The organism is Streptomyces sp. NBC_01257 (genome assembly GCF_035917255.1).
Lineage (GTDB): Bacteria > Actinomycetota > Actinomycetes > Streptomycetales > Streptomycetaceae > Streptomyces.
In genome coordinates this window covers 5,215,026-5,228,942 of the sequence record NZ_CP108472.1, presented here as the reverse complement: position 1 = coordinate 5,228,942, position 13,917 = coordinate 5,215,026, and the positions used below count along the sequence as shown (strand labels likewise).

Annotated in this window: 13 protein-coding genes; 11 read left to right on the top strand and 2 right to left on the bottom strand. The window is 72.6% G+C overall.

Annotation, left to right across the window (positions count from 1 at the left end; all coding sequences use genetic code 11):
- Positions 1-157: 157 nt before the first annotated feature.
- Both OG408_RS22605 and OG408_RS22600 read left to right on the top strand, forming a co-directional pair.
- Complete coding sequence (locus OG408_RS22605; RefSeq protein ID WP_326671624.1) at positions 158-1,069, top strand: LysR family transcriptional regulator; 912 nt, start codon at positions 158-160, stop codon at positions 1,067-1,069.
- Between the two features lie 76 nt (positions 1,070-1,145).
- Positions 1,146-2,312 carry a serine hydrolase domain-containing protein gene (locus OG408_RS22600; protein ID WP_326671622.1) on the top strand — a complete coding sequence of 389 codons (1,167 nt, stop codon included), beginning with the start codon at positions 1,146-1,148 and terminating at the stop codon, positions 2,310-2,312.
- Here OG408_RS22600 and OG408_RS22595 read toward each other — a convergent pair.
- Complete coding sequence (locus tag OG408_RS22595; protein ID WP_442806060.1) at positions 2,292-5,192, bottom strand: FAD-binding and (Fe-S)-binding domain-containing protein; 2,901 nt, start codon at positions 5,190-5,192, stop codon at positions 2,292-2,294. The genes OG408_RS22600 and OG408_RS22595 overlap by 21 nt on opposite strands.
- A gap of 266 nt (positions 5,193-5,458) precedes the next feature.
- Here OG408_RS22595 and OG408_RS22590 point away from each other — a divergent pair, with 266 nt between their 5' ends.
- From OG408_RS22590 to OG408_RS22555, 8 genes are all read left to right on the top strand, one after another.
- Positions 5,459-6,946, top strand: a complete 1,488-nt coding sequence (locus tag OG408_RS22590; RefSeq protein ID WP_285569924.1) for a sensor histidine kinase — start codon at positions 5,459-5,461, stop codon at positions 6,944-6,946.
- Positions 6,943-7,371 (top strand): roadblock/LC7 domain-containing protein, encoded by a 429-nt coding sequence (locus OG408_RS22585; RefSeq protein WP_266781281.1) that lies wholly within the window; start codon positions 6,943-6,945, stop codon positions 7,369-7,371. Before OG408_RS22590 ends, OG408_RS22585 begins: the two co-directional genes overlap by 4 nt.
- Complete coding sequence (locus OG408_RS22580; RefSeq protein ID WP_219573777.1) at positions 7,368-7,733, top strand: DUF742 domain-containing protein; 366 nt, start codon at positions 7,368-7,370, stop codon at positions 7,731-7,733. Before OG408_RS22585 ends, OG408_RS22580 begins: the two co-directional genes overlap by 4 nt.
- A complete protein-coding gene (locus OG408_RS22575; RefSeq protein ID WP_266781275.1) occupies positions 7,714-8,364 on the top strand; it encodes a GTP-binding protein in 651 nt (216 codons plus the stop codon). Before OG408_RS22580 ends, OG408_RS22575 begins: the two co-directional genes overlap by 20 nt.
- Entirely contained in the window at positions 8,361-9,626 is a 1,266-nt protein-coding gene (locus OG408_RS22570) for a cytochrome P450 (protein WP_285569934.1), read from the top strand. Before OG408_RS22575 ends, OG408_RS22570 begins: the two co-directional genes overlap by 4 nt.
- Positions 9,623-10,831 (top strand): cytochrome P450 family protein, encoded by a 1,209-nt coding sequence (locus OG408_RS22565; protein ID WP_266781271.1) that lies wholly within the window; start codon positions 9,623-9,625, stop codon positions 10,829-10,831. Before OG408_RS22570 ends, OG408_RS22565 begins: the two co-directional genes overlap by 4 nt.
- A gap of 105 nt (positions 10,832-10,936) precedes the next feature.
- A complete protein-coding gene (gene serC, locus OG408_RS22560; RefSeq protein ID WP_266781269.1) occupies positions 10,937-12,055 on the top strand; it encodes a phosphoserine transaminase in 1,119 nt (372 codons plus the stop codon).
- 150 nt (positions 12,056-12,205) lie between these two features.
- Complete coding sequence (locus OG408_RS22555; protein WP_285569941.1) at positions 12,206-12,871, top strand: Uma2 family endonuclease; 666 nt, start codon at positions 12,206-12,208, stop codon at positions 12,869-12,871.
- Here OG408_RS22555 and OG408_RS22550 read toward each other — a convergent pair.
- Positions 12,851-13,393, bottom strand: coding sequence for a GNAT family N-acetyltransferase (locus tag OG408_RS22550; protein WP_266781265.1), 543 nt, complete (start codon positions 13,391-13,393; stop codon positions 12,851-12,853). The genes OG408_RS22555 and OG408_RS22550 overlap by 21 nt on opposite strands.
- Positions 13,394-13,495: 102 nt before the next feature.
- On the opposite strand from OG408_RS22550, the gene OG408_RS22545 reads away from it, so the two are divergent.
- On the top strand, positions 13,496-13,891 hold the full coding sequence (locus OG408_RS22545; RefSeq protein ID WP_266781263.1) for a PPOX class F420-dependent oxidoreductase: 396 nt from the start codon (positions 13,496-13,498) through the stop codon (positions 13,889-13,891).
- Positions 13,892-13,917 lie beyond the last annotated feature (26 nt).

The following is a 13,917-nucleotide window of genomic DNA, read 5'->3' as shown; positions in this document are numbered from 1 at the left end:
GGTAACGGTCATGAAGCTGGTCCGAGAATGACAGTCCACTACAGTGCACTGCCCAATTGAAGATACTGCACTCGCACACCGCAGCACATCTCTCCACCGTAGGGACCTGCGCGCGGCGCGTGAAATGCCGATTGGGCTCCCGTTATGCTCCACACGCATGAGCACGGTACCGAGCACGGGCCCATCCGCCGGGAACACCGGCCGCGCCGTCGAGATCCGCCATCTCCGCGCCTTCCTCGCCGTCGCGGACGAGTCGAGCGTCACCCGGGCCGCGGCCAGGCTCCGGCTCACCCAGCCCGCCGTGTCCCGGACCCTGGCCGCCCTGGAACGCCACCTCGGCATCCGCCTCGTCGACCGTTCCACCCACCACCTGGCCCTCACCCCCGAGGGCGTCGCCTTCCGCGACCGGGCGGCCACTGCCGTCGCCGCGTTCGACGCGGCCCTCGACCCCGGGGACCTGCGCCGGCGGCCGCTGCGGCTCGGACACGCCTGGTCCGCGTTCGGCCGGCACACCACACCGCTGCTCCGCAGCTGGCAGGAGCGCTTTCCGCGGACCCCGCTGGAACTGCGCCGCATCGACGACCGCACCGCGGGACTCACCCGGGGCGAGGTCGACGCGGCGCTGCTGCGCGGCCCGGTCGAGACACCCGGGCTCGTCACGGAGGTGCTGTACGAGGAGGAGCGGGTGGCGGCCGTGGCGGTGGACGGCCCGCTCGCCTCCCGCGCCACGCTCCGGCTGGCCGATCTGGCGACCGGCACCGTCGTCCTGAACACCGTCTCCGGCACCACCACCCCCGATCTGTGGCCGCCGTCCGCCCGCCCCGCCGCCACCCTGACCGTGGCCAACACCGACGACTGGCTGACCGCCATCGCGGCGGGGCGCGGCACCGGGGTCTCGGCCGCGTCCACGGCGACCATGCACCCGCACGCCGGGGTCACCTACCGCCCGCTCGTGGACGCCCCGCCCCTCCCGGTGCTGCTCGCCCGCCGCGACGCACCCGGCCATCCGGCGCTCGCCGACCTCGCCGCACTGGCCCGCGAGATCGTGGCGCGGGACGCCGGGGAATGAGGGAATTTCCCGGCACGGGTGTGCAGTTGGGGTCCAGTGGAACAGGCGCGAGGGCCGCGCGGAACAGGGGGAAGTCATGTCGGACCACCACTCGGGCGGAATCACCGTGCACGGCACCGTGGCCGCCGGCTACGAAGCCGTACGGGACGAGTTCGCCGCCGTACTCGTCGAGGAGCCCAACGAGCCGGGCTCGCAGCTCGCCGTGTACCGGAACGGCCGCCGGGTCGTCGACCTCTGGGCGGGCGAGGGCGTCGACGCCGACTCGCTGCCCGCCGTCTTCTCCTCCACGAAGGGCGCGGCCCACCTCGTCGTCGCCCTGCTCGTGCAGGACGGCATCCTCGACCTGGACCGCACGGTCGCCTCGTACTGGCCGGAGTTCGCGGCCGAGGGCAAGGGCGCACTGACGCTGCGGGAGCTGCTGGGCCACCGCTCCGGGGTGATCGGCGTCGAGGGCGGCTTCCTCCTGGACGAGCTGGCCGACGACCGGGTGATCGCCGCCCGGCTCGCGGGGCAGGCCCCGTTCTGGGAGCCCGGCAAGGAGTTCGGCTACCACGCGTTCGTGATCGGCGCGCTGACCGGCGAGGTGGTGCGGCGGGTCACCGGCCGTTCGATCCAGGAACTGTTCGAGGAGCGCGTCCGCGCCCCGTACGGCCTCGACCTCTACCTCGGCCAGCCCGCGGAGCTGGAGCCCCGCTACCTCCCCGTCCGGTCCATGAATCCGACACCGGAGCAGAAGGCCGAGTTCGCCGCCCGCCCCTTCGACCCGAAGGGCCTCCAGGCGGTGGCCTTCAACGTCCCGACGGATACCGTCGCCTGGATCAACACCCCGTCCGTACGGGCGCTCGGCCCGGCGTCGGTGGGCGGCGTCGGCTCGGCGCGCGCGCTGGCCGGGATGTACGCGGCCACGCTCGGCGAGTTCGCCGGCCGGCCCCCGCTCCTCACGGCGGAGACCCGGACCGAGTTCGCCCGCCTGAGCATGGCGGGCATCGACCGGGTGACCGACGAGGTGGACCACTTCGGCCTCGGCTTCGAGCGCCCGCGCATGCTCTACCCGTCGCTGGGCGAGGGCGCGTTCGGCCACTGCGGCGCGGCGGGCTCCCAGGCGTTCGCGGACCCGTCGAACGGGATCGCGTACGGCTACACACGCCGACGGTTCGCGTTCCCGGGCGGGGCGGCCCCGGAGAACGTCCGGCTGGTCGCCGCGGTGGTGGAGGCGGCGAACTCAAGCCCCTCCGGCGACTGAGGAGCGGGGGTCCGGGGGCGGAGCCCCCGGGTCCAGCCCCTCGGCCAGTACCTCCGCCAGGTGCCGCCCCCGCACCCCGCCCAGCTGCGCCAGCTGCGTCCGGCACGAGAACCCGTCCGCCAGGACCTCCGCGTCCGGCGGCGCGTCCCGTACCGCCGGCAGCAGCTGGTCCTCCGCGCAGGCCACCGAAACCTCCCAGTGCCCCCGCTCGAAGCCGAAGTTGCCGGCCAGGCCGCAGCAGCCGCCCGTCAACTCGCCCTTCAGACCGGCCCGTTCCCTCAGCCGCCGGTCCGCCCCGTCGCCCAGGACCGCGTGCTGGTGGCAGTGCGTCTGGCCGGTGACCGGGCGGTCCAGCCGCGGGGGCCGCCAGTCGGGGGCGTACTTCTCCAGGTACTCCGCCAGGGTGTGGACCGAGGCGGCCAGTTCGGCGGCGCGCGGGTCGTCGGGGAGCAGCTCCGGGAGGTCGTTGCGGAGCGTCGCCGCGCAGCTCGGTTCGAGGACGATCACGGGGTCGCCGAGCATGCCGCCGAGCCGCTTCAGGGTGCGGCGCATCACCGTGCGGGCCCGGGTCAGCTGGCCGGTCGAGACGTACGTGAGCCCGCAGCACAGGCCGCGGCCGGCCGGGAGCGCCTTGCGGCCCGTCGCCTCCAGGACCCGGACCGCCGCCCGGCCCACCTCGGGCGAGAGGTGCTCCGTGAAGGTGTCGGGCCAGACCACGGCCACCTGGTCGTTGGAGAGGATGAACGTCCCCTTGCCCCAGCGCCGGTTCAGCCACCGCGTGAACGTCTCCCGCGCCAGGACCGGAATCCCCCGCTCCGGCGCGATGCCCGCCAGCCGCTTGGCAAGGGCGGCGAGCGGGCGCACCCGGGCCAGGGCGTTCAGCGCGCCCGCGAAGGGGGACGCGAGGCGCAGCCAGCGCGGCAGCCATCCCATCGCGTAGTGCGCGGCCGGGCGCAGCCGGTGCCGGTAGTGGTGGTGCAGGAACTCCGCCTTGTACGTGGCCATGTCGACGCCCACCGGGCAGTCGCTGCGGCAGCCCTTGCAGGACAGGCACAGGTCGAGCGCGTCCCGTACCTCCGTCGAGCGCCAGCCGTCGGTGATCACCCCGCCCGCGGTGCCGGCCAGCATCTCGTGGAGCAGCCGGGCGCGGCCGCGCGTCGAGTGCGCCTCCTCGCCAGTCGCGCGGAAGGACGGGCACATCACGGACGGGCCGGCGGCCTCCTTCGTACGGCACTTGGCGACGCCCACGCACCGTCGCACCGCCGCGGAGAAGTCGCCGCCGTCGTGCGGGTAGCCGAACGCGACGTCGACCGGCTGTTTCGGGAGCACCTCGAAGCGCAGGTTCTCGTCCAGGCGGGCCGGGCGGGCGAGGATGCCCGGGTTCATGCCGCCGTCGGGGTCCCAGAGGTCCTTGAACCGGCCGAAGAGTGCGACGAGTTCGTCCCCGTACATCCGGGGGAGCAGTTCGGCGCGCGCCTGGCCGTCGCCGTGTTCGCCGGACAGGGAGCCGCCGTGGGCGACGACCAGTGAGGCGAGTTCCTCGGAGAAGCGGCGGAAACGCGCCACTCCGTCCCCGGTCAGGAGGTCGAAGTCGATGCGGACGTGGATGCAGCCGTCGCCGAAGTGCCCGTACGGGGTGCCGCGCAGGCCGTGTTCGGTGAGCAGGGCGCGGAAGTCGCGGAGGTAGGGGCCGAGCCGGGCAGGCGGCACGGCGCAGTCCTCCCAGCCGGGCCAGGCCTCGCTGCCGTCGGGCATCCGGGTCGCGGTGCCGGACGCGTCCTCCCTGATCCGCCACAGCGCCCGCTGGCCGGCCGGGTCGGTGACGACGGCGGTGTCCACCGCGCCCCCGGCGGCCGCCCGCGCGATCCGTTCGGCGTGCGCCCGGGCCTCGGCCGGGGTGGCGCCGCCGGTCTCGACGAAGAGCCAGGCGGCGCCGCGCGGCAGCCCCGCGGGTTCGCTTACGAGGTCGGCGGCCATGCCCTCGACGGTCAGCGGGTGGTGCGGGAGGAGGCCGGGGGCGGCCTCGGCGGCGGCCGACTCGTCGGCGTAGCCGAGGACGGCGAGGGCGCGGGCCGCGGGTGCCTCGACGAGCCGCAGCGTCGCCTCCGTCACCACGCCGAGCGTGCCCTCGCTCCCGCAGAACGCGCGGGCGGTGTCGGCGCCGCGTTCGGGCAGCAGCGCGTCCAGCGCGTATCCGGAGATGCGGCGCGGGAGTCCGGGGAAGCCGGTGCGCAGGAGGGCGAGGTGGGAGGCGGTCAGTTCGCGGAGTCCGGCGGGGCCCTCGGCGCCCGGGGCCAGGCGGAGGGTGCCGCCGCCGTAGCGGGCGACGGTGAGGGCGTGGACGTTGTCGGCGGTGGTGCCCCAGGCGACCGAGTGCGAGCCGCAGGAGTTGTTGCCGATCATGCCGCCGACGGTGCAGCGGCTGTGCGTGGAGGGGTCGGGTCCGAAGGTGAGCCCGTGCGGGGCGGCGGCCGCCCGCAGGTCGTCCAGGACGACGCCCGGCTGGACCACGGCGGTGCGGGAGCCGGGGTCCAGCTCGACGATCGACCGGAGGTGGCGGGTGAGGTCGAGGACGACTCCGGTGCCGGTGGCCTGCCCGGCGATGGACGTGCCGCCGCCGCGCGGCACGACGGGCACCCGGTGCGCGCGGCAGACGGCGAGCGCGGCGGCGATGTCGTCGGCGTCGCGCGGGGCGACGACACCGAGCGGCACCCGGCGGTAGTTGGAGGCGTCCATCGTCGTCAGCGCCCGTGCGGTGGCGTCGAACTCCACCGCTCCGCGCACGGCAGCGCGCAGGTCACGGACGAGCTCGGCGGGAGCGCCGTCGCGCGGGGAGCCACCGTGCGCGGCGGCGTCCTTCTCAGGGGTGCCAGGTGCCATCCGGACAGCATGCCGCCCTCCCGGACGGCCCGGCCGACGCCCCCGCGCGTTTTCGTCGATTACGTCAATACGTCGGATTACGTCGGACTCGCGAACATAAACGAAACAGAGAGCACCACAAGTTCTTCCCAAACAGATCGTCAATTCTCATATAGTGACCGAGACTTGTCTGGGAATCTTCTGTTCCAGTTGTCGCATTTGCTCGACGCAGTACCGACTCGCCCGAACCGTCCCATCCGTCACCGTCCGCCCCCCAAGGACTCCGATTGCGCCCCTCAACCCGGCCGACCGCACTGGCCCTGCTGGTCACCGTGGCCCTCACCGGATCCCTGTGTCTGTGGGCGGCCGCCGCCGCCCCCGAATCGGCCAGGACCGCAGTGGCCTGGGGGGCGAGCGCCGCCGCCGTGCTGCTCTCCGCCGCCGTCGCCACCGCCGTCCACGCCCGCGCCACGGCCCGCCGGCTGCGGGAGCTCCTCGCGGCCGAAAGCGGCCGGTTCACCGCCGAGACCTCGCGGATGGTGTCGGCGTCCGCCGCCGACGCCCAGCGGTTCACCGCCGAGACCGCCCGGATCAAGGCCGCAGCGGCCACCGAGACGGCCCGCGTCGTCGCGGAGTCCGCGGCCGGAACCGAGCGGCTCACCAAGGAGAACGCGAAGCTCAAGGCCCGCGTCTCCCGCAGTGAGACCGAGCGCTCCGCCGCCGTCGCCGCCTGCGCCAACGCCGCGGGCCGGATGCAGGCACTGGCGACGAGCATGCTCGCCGACCTGCGCGACATGGAACACCGCCACTCCGCCGAGGACGTCCTGGGCGATCTGCTGCACCTGGACCACCGCACCGCCCAGGCGGGCCGGCTGGCCGACTCCATCGCCGTGCTGACCGGCGCCCGCTCCGGGCGGCGCTGGGCGAAGCCGATCGTGATGGAGTCCATCCTGCGCGGCGCGATGGGCCGGATCAGCGGATACCAGCGGATCCGTCTCCACTCCACCAGCGATGTCGCCATCGCCGGTCACGCCGCCGAGGGCGTCATGCACGCACTCGCCGAACTCCTCGACAACGCCGCGAACTTCTCGCCGCCCACCGCCGAGGTCCATGTGTACGTGGAGGAGGTCCCGGCCGGCATCGTGCTGACCGTCGAGGACAGCGGTCTCGTCATGAGCGATGTGCAGCTGCGCCGCGCCGAACGCGCCGTCTCCGCCGTCAACCAGGACCTGACCGGCCTCTCCGGCACCCGGCTCGGCCTCGCCGTCGTCGGCCGGCTGGCCCGCAAGCACGGACTGACCGTCTCGTTCCGGCCCTCCGCCCGCGGCGGCACGGGCGCGCTGATGATGCTCCCGCAGGAGATCATCACCCGCACCCCGATGCCGGCCCCCGAGCCCGCCGCCGGCCCCGTGATCCCCGCGCCGCGCGAGCCCGAGCCGGTCCACGCCTCCGGAGCCGACCGCACCGGCACCCCGGACACGTCCCCCGACGCGTCCCGCTCCCCGGAGCCCCTGCGCTCCGACTCCGGCTCGGACACGACCGGCGGACTCCCCCGGTTCGGCGACAGCGGACTGCCCAAGCGCTCGCGCGGCCGCACCCTGGCCGCCGCCGAGTCCCGTGCCCGGGCGGCGTCCGACGCGTCGGACGCCGAGACCGCGGACGGCACCACCCCCCGGCCCCGTACCGCCGACCCCAAGGCCCAGGCAGCCCGCTTCAGCAGCTTCCGCCAGGCCGTACGGCCCAACTCCCCGCACCCGGAAGGCAACACCCGATGACCGCGACCACCGACGAGAAGCTCAACTGGCTGCTGGAGGGGCTCCTTGAGCGCACCCCCGGCGCCCGTCACGCCCTCGTGCTGTCCAGGGACGGCCTCAAGCTGTGCCGTACCCCCGAGCTCTCCGTCGACCAGGCGGACCAGCTGGCCGCGATCTCGGCCGGGATCCAGAGCCTCTCGCACGGCGCGTCCGTCGAGTTCGGTGACGGCACCGGCGGCGTACGTTCCGCGATGGCCGAGTTCTACGGCGGCGTGCTGTTCATCGTGGAGGCGGGCGCCGGCGCCCACCTCGCCGTCGTCGCGTCCGAGGACGCCGACGTCGGCCTCGTCGGCCACAACATGAGCGAGCTCGTGGAGCAGCTCGGCGAGCACCTCGTCGCCCCGCCGCGCGAGCCCGCCGAAGCCTCCGAAACCGCGGCCGTATGACTCCCCGCCCCCGCCCCGGCCGGGACGACGACCCGGACCGGCTGTACACCCTCACCGGTGGCCGCAGCCGGTCCGATTCGGCCGCCTTCGACCTGGTGACGCTGGTCGTCTCCGAATGCGAGCCGGCCCCCGGCATGCAGTCGGAGCACGTCACGATCCTGCGGATGTGCGAACGGCCCACCGCGGTCGTCGAACTCGCCGCCGGACTGAACCTGCCCGTCAGCATCGTGCGCATCCTGCTGTGCGATCTGCTCGACACCGGCCGGATCAGCGCCCGCCACCCCCGTACCGCCCGTGTCGCGGACCGGCTCCCCGACCCCGACATCCTGGAACAGGTGCTCGTTGGACTCCGCAACCTCTGACCGTGCCGCCCTGCAGGCCACGGCCGACAACGGACTGAAGATAGTCGTCGTCGGTGGCTTCGGGGTCGGCAAGACCACCATGGTCCGATCCGTGAGCGAGATCCGTCCGCTCAACACGGAGGAGACGATGACCCGCGCGGGCGAGGCCGTCGACCACCTCGACGGGGTGCAGTCGAAGTCGTCCACGACCGTCGCCTTCGACTTCGGCCGGATCACGCTCGACGCGCGCTCGGTCCTCTACCTCTTCGGCGCACCCGGCCAGGAGCGCTTCTGGTTCCTGTGGGACCGGCTGTTCTCCGGGACGCTCGGCGCGGTCGTCCTCGTCGACACCCGGCGCCTCGCCGACTCCTGGTACGCCATCGACCGGCTGGAACACCACGGCACGCCGTTCATCGTCGCGTGCAACGACTTCGGCGGCCCGCTCCACACCGAGCAGCAGATCCGTGAGGCGCTCGACCTCTCGGACGACGTGCCGCTCGTGGAGTGCGACGCCCGGGACCGGTCCTCCAGCAAGTACGTCCTGATCACGCTGGTGGAGCACCTCTACGCCCTCTCCCGGGGCAAGGTCAGCTCCTCCGCAGCCGCCCGTCCGGACACCACTCCGGAGAAGACCCCGGAGCCCACCCCGTGACCCAGCCCCCCGAACCGCCCCCGGGCTGCCCGGCACACGACCGCGTGCCGCTGTCCGGTCCGCGGTTCCAGACCGAACCCACCCAGCTGTACCGGGAGATGCGCCGCGACCACGGCGCCGTCGCCCCCATCGTGCTGGACGGCGGCATCCCGGCCTGGCTGGTCCTCGGCTACCGCGAACTGCACCAGGTCACCAGCGACCCGGTGCTGTTCAGCCGCGACTCCGACCTGTGGAGCCAGTGGGAGCACATCCCCGACGACTGGCCGCTGCTGCCCATGATCGGCCGCAAGCAGCCATCGATCCTCTACACGGTCGGCCCCCGGCACGTCGAGCGCGCCGCGATGATCAGCAACGCCCTGGAGGCCGTCGACCCGTTCGCCCTCAAGCGGTACGCGGAGGAGTTCGCCGACGAACTCATCGACCGGTTCTGCTCCAAGGGCGCGGTCGACATCATCGCCGAGTACGCGATGCTGCTCCCCGCCCGGGTGCTGGCGCGGATCTACGGATTCAGCGACGAGACCGGCGACGCGCTCGTCAGCTCGATCAACGACATGATCGACGGCCGGGAACGCGCCCTGGCAGGCCAGCAGCACCTCGGCACGTCGATGTTCCAGCTGCTGGCCGACAAGCACGCCGAGCCCGCCGACGACGTCGCGACCCGGATGCTGGCCGACCCCGGCGGCTTCACGGACGAGGAGGTCGCCCAGGACCTCATGGTCATGATGGCCGCCGGCCACCAGCCGACCGCGGACTGGATGGGCAACTCGCTGCGGCTGATGCTGACCGACGACCGGTTCGCCGCCTCGCTCTCCGGCGGCCGGCACAGCGTCGCCGAGGCGATGAACGAGGTCCTGTGGGAGGACACCCCGACGCAGAACATCGCGGGGCGCTGGACCGCCCGCGACACCCACCTCGGGGGCCGTCACATCCAGGCGGGCGACCTGCTGGTCCTCGGCTTCGCCGCCGCCAACGCCGACCCGCAGGTGCGCACCGACGGCTCGGCGCTGACCGGTGGGAACAACGCGTTCCTCTCCTTCGGCCACGGCGAGCACCGCTGCCCGTTCCCGGCCCAGGAGACCGCCGAGGTCATCGCCCGTACCGGCATCGAGGTCCTGCTGGACCGCCTCCCGGACATCGACCTCGACGTCCCCGCCGAACAGCTCACCCGACGCCCCTCCCCGTGGCTGCGGGGCCTGACGGACCTGCCCGTCGCCTTCACGCCCACCCCCGCCACAGGATCCGCCATCGGAGGCCAGATATGACCCGGATCGCCCTCGACCCCTTCGTCGCCGACCTCGACGGCGAGAGCGCCGCACTGCGCGCCGCGGGCCCGCTCGCCGAGGTGGAGCTGCCCGGCGGGGTGCACTGCTACGCGGTCACCCACCACGCGGAGGCCCGGCAGTTGCTGACCGACTCCCGGATCGTGAAGGACATCAACGTCTGGGGTGCCTGGCAGCGCGGCGAGATCCCGATGGACTGGCCGCTGATCGGCCTGGCCAACCCGGGCCGCTCCATGCTGACCGTGGACGGCGCCGACCACCGCCGGCTGCGCACCCTGGTCGCGCAGGCGCTCACCGTGAAGCGGGTGGAGCGGCTGCGCGCGGGCATCGAGGCGCTGACGACCGCGAGCCTGGACCGGCTCGCGGCGCTGCCCAAGGGCGAGAAGGTCGACCTGAAGGCGGAGTTCGCCTACCCGCTGCCGATGAACGTGATCAGCGAGCTGATGGGCGTGGACGGCGCCGACCACCCGCGGCTCAAGGAGCTCTTCGAGAAGTTCTTCTCGACGCAGACGCCGCCGGAGGAGGTCCCGCAGATGATGGCGGACCTCGGCACGCTCTTCACGAAGATCGTCGACGCGAAGCGGGCCGAGCCGGGCGACGACCTGACGAGCGCCCTGATCGCGGCCTCCGAGGACGGCGACCACCTCAGCAACGAGGAGATCGTCAACACCCTCCAGCTGATCATCGCCGCGGGCCACGAGACCACGATCAGCCTGATCGTGAACGCCGTGGTCGCGCTCGAGACCCACCCCGAGCAGCGCAAGCAGGTCCTCTCCGGCGCGCTGCCGTGGGAGAGCGTGATCGAGGAGACGCTGCGCTGGAACACCCCGACCTCGCACGTCCTGATCCGGTTCGCGACGGAGGACGTGACGGTCGGGGAGAAGGTCCTCCCCAAGGGTGAGGCCCTGATCGTGTCGTTCGGCGCGCTGGGCCGGGACGAGGCGCAGTACGGCCCGACGGCCGGTGAGTTCGACGCGACCCGCACCCCCAACCGCCACATCGCCTTCGGCCACGGCCCGCACGTCTGCCCGGGCGCGGCGCTCTCGCGCCTGGAGGCGGGGGTCGCACTCCCCGCCCTGTACGAGCGCTTCCCGGAGCTGGAGCTCGCCGTACCGGCCTCCGAGCTGCGGAACAAGCCGATCGTCACCCAGAACGACCTGTACGACCTGCCGGTCGAACTGGGCTGAACCGGCCCCGTACGGACGTACATCCAAGGTCCACGAGTCGGATCCCCTGTCTCATCCGACGGACAGGGTGCGTGGCCGCCGCACCGAGCGGCTACGCTCCGACTCGTGGCCGACATCCAGATTCCCGCTGACATCAAGCCCGCCGACGGACGCTTCGGCGCCGGTCCTTCCAAGGTGCGGACGGAGGCGCTCGACGCGCTGGCCGCCACCGGCACCTCTCTTCTCGGTACGTCCCACCGCCAGGCTCCGGTGAAGAACCTGGTCGGCGCGGTACGTGACGGCGTGCGCGACCTCTTCTCCCTCCCCGAGGGCTACGAGGTGATCCTGGGCAACGGCGGCTCCACCGCCTTCTGGGACGTCGCGACGCACGGCCTGATCGAGTCGAAGTCCCAGCACCTGAACTTCGGCGAGTTCTCCTCGAAGTTCGCGAAGGCCGCCAAGCTCGCCCCGTGGCTCGCCGACCCGACCGTCATCGCCTCCGACCCGGGCACCCACCCGGACCCGAAGGCCGAGGCGGGCGTCGACGTCTACGCCTTCACCCACAACGAGACCTCGACCGGTGTCGCGGCGCCGGTCAAGCGCGTCGCGGGCGCCGACGAGGGCTCCCTGGTCCTGGTGGACGCCACCTCCGGCGCGGGCGGTCTGCCCGTCGACATCACCGAGACGGACGTCTACTACTTCGCCCCGCAGAAGTCCTTCGCCTCCGACGGCGGCCTGTGGATCGGCGTCTTCTCCCCGGCGGCCCTGGAGCGCGCGGCCCGCGTCCACGCCTCCGGCCGGCACGTCCCGGAGTTCTTCTCACTGCCGACGGCGATCGACAACTCCCTGAAGAACCAGACGTACAACACCCCGGCGCTCGCCACGCTGTTCCTCCTGAACGAGCAGCTGACCTGGATGAACACCCAGGGCGGCCTGGACTTCACCACCGGCCGCACGGCCGCCTCCTCCGGCCACCTGTACGGCTGGGCCGAGGAGTCGAAGTACGCGACCCCGTTCGTCACGGACGCGGCCAAGCGCTCGCAGGTCATCGGCACGATCGACTTCGCGGACGAGATCGACGCCGCCGCGGTCGCCAAGGTGCTCCGCGCCAACGGCATCGTCGACACGGAGCCTTACCGCAAGCTGGGCCGCAACCAGCTGCGCGTGGCGATGTTCCCGGCGATCGACCCGTCGGACGTGCAGGCGCTGACGGCGTGCATCGACTACGTGATCGAGAAGCTGTAGTCCGTACGTTCCGGAACGGCCCTGCGCACCGCGAGGTGAGCAGGGCCGTTTCTGCTTCACTCGACCGAGTGGCATATGCCAGAGCCGGGGCCTTCGGCCGTACCGTCCTACGATGATGCTCTCGACACCAGCCATTCCAGGAGGCCCGCAATGTCTGCAGCAGCAGTCGAGCACCCCTGTGAAGACGAGCCGGAGCTGTCGTTGCTCGAAGAAGCCAACGAGCTCGCGGAGCAGCTTCCCGGTCGTCGCGTCGAGATCATCGGAGGCGTCATCACCGTGGCCCCACCCCCGGACGGCCCGCACGCCCGCGCCCTGACCAAGCTCATGCGGCCGTTCATCGCGGCCGGACTCGACGACGGGGACTCGGTCGTCCTCCAGGGCATCGGCCTCTGGCTGCCGGGCGGTCCCGAGGACTACGCCATCCCCGACCTCGCCCTCGTCGACGCCGATCTCGACGCGCACAGACTCGACAACAACTGCTACGACCCGGCCGTCTTCCGCCTGGTCCTGGAGGTCACCTCCAGCAACTACAAGAGCGACCTGCGGCACAAGGTCGCGGTGTACGCCGAGGCAAAGATCCCCGTCTACGTGATCCTCGACCGCAAGCACAGCCGGGTCCACGTCCTGACGGAACCCGTCGGCGGTACCTATGACCGCCACGAGGTGTATGCCCCCGGCCAGCAGGCCCCGCTTCCCGAGTCGATCGGAGCCGAGGTCACCCTCGACGTCGCCGAACTGATCGGGGCCGGCAGGGCGAAATCGAGCCAGTCCGCCGATTCAAGCCTGTCCGCCGATTCAAGCCCGTCCGGCGATTGAGGACACGGAGCTCGCCGGGGTGTCCCGACACCACCGTTCCTCGCCGTCCTCCCACTCGCCGGTTGGCATGAGCCCCGCCGCCGCGGCCACCGCGGCGGACGCGGCGTGCTCGGGATGGATGTGGGCGATGACCGTACGGACCGCTCCCCCGCCCAACAGGTGCGCGACGAGACCCCGCGCCGCCTCTTTGGCGTACCCCCGCCCCTGCCACTCGGCCCCGGTCACCCAGGCGATCTCCGCGCGCGAGCCGCGCACCGACGCCTGCACATAGCCCGCCAGGCGGTCCTCGTCCCGGACCCGCAGCACCCAGTTCCACCACAGCTCGGCCGGGTCCGGCGATCCGGCCGTCTGCCGTTCGTAACGGGCCCGCAGGGCGTCCGCGTCCTCCGGGGCACCCCCGGTGAAGGTGTGCAGGGCCGGATCGGCGAGCACGCGGGCCATCTCGTCCGCGTACGCCACCCGCAGGGGCAGTGCGTCGAGGCGAGTGGTGGCGAAGGGCGTGGGCCCGTTGTCGGTCGTCATAGGCCTGCCACCCTATGCCGCGCCCGCCACCACCTCCGAAACACACGTTCGACAACTTCCGCGCGGATGAGCACGACGCCCGGGCGGCGGACCATGGAAGGTATGGAGACGATTCCCGAGCTGAGGCCGTTCGTGAAGCAATACGCCGTCCTGCTCAGCACGCGGCGCCAGGACGGGACGCAGGCCGACACCCCCGTGAACATCGCCGTCGAGGGCGACCACGCCTTCATCCGTACGTTCTCGTCGGCGTGGAAGGTGGAGCGGATGCGCAACCATCCCACCGTGCGCATCGGCCCCTGCACGGTGCGCGGCAGGCCTACGGGACCGCAGATCGCCGCGCACGCCCGGCTCCTCCAGGCAGGCTCGAAGGAGAACACGCACGCCGCCCGGATGCTGTCCCGCAAGTACCCCGTCATGCACGGCGTCCTCGTCCCGCTCGCCCACCGGATCAAGCGCGACCGCACCTTGCACTACGAGGTCCGCCCGCTCGAAACGTGACCCTCGGGTCGCGCCACCGGGGGCAA

Coding starts and splice junctions, on each gene's coding strand:
- OG408_RS22605 (WP_326671624.1), top strand. CDS start 158: ATGAGCACGGTACCGAGCACGGGCCCATCCGCCGGGAACACCGGCCGC.
- OG408_RS22600 (WP_326671622.1), top strand. CDS start 1,146: ATGTCGGACCACCACTCGGGCGGAATCACCGTGCACGGCACCGTGGCC.
- OG408_RS22595 (WP_442806060.1), bottom strand. CDS start 5,192: ATGGCACCTGGCACCCCTGAGAAGGACGCCGCCGCGCACGGTGGCTCC.
- OG408_RS22585 (WP_266781281.1), top strand. CDS start 6,943: ATGACCGCGACCACCGACGAGAAGCTCAACTGGCTGCTGGAGGGGCTC.
- OG408_RS22580 (WP_219573777.1), top strand. CDS start 7,368: ATGACTCCCCGCCCCCGCCCCGGCCGGGACGACGACCCGGACCGGCTG.
- OG408_RS22565 (WP_266781271.1), top strand. CDS start 9,623: ATGACCCGGATCGCCCTCGACCCCTTCGTCGCCGACCTCGACGGCGAG.
- OG408_RS22555 (WP_285569941.1), top strand. CDS start 12,206: ATGTCTGCAGCAGCAGTCGAGCACCCCTGTGAAGACGAGCCGGAGCTG.
- OG408_RS22550 (WP_266781265.1), bottom strand. CDS start 13,393: ATGACGACCGACAACGGGCCCACGCCCTTCGCCACCACTCGCCTCGAC.
- OG408_RS22545 (WP_266781263.1), top strand. CDS start 13,496: ATGGAGACGATTCCCGAGCTGAGGCCGTTCGTGAAGCAATACGCCGTC.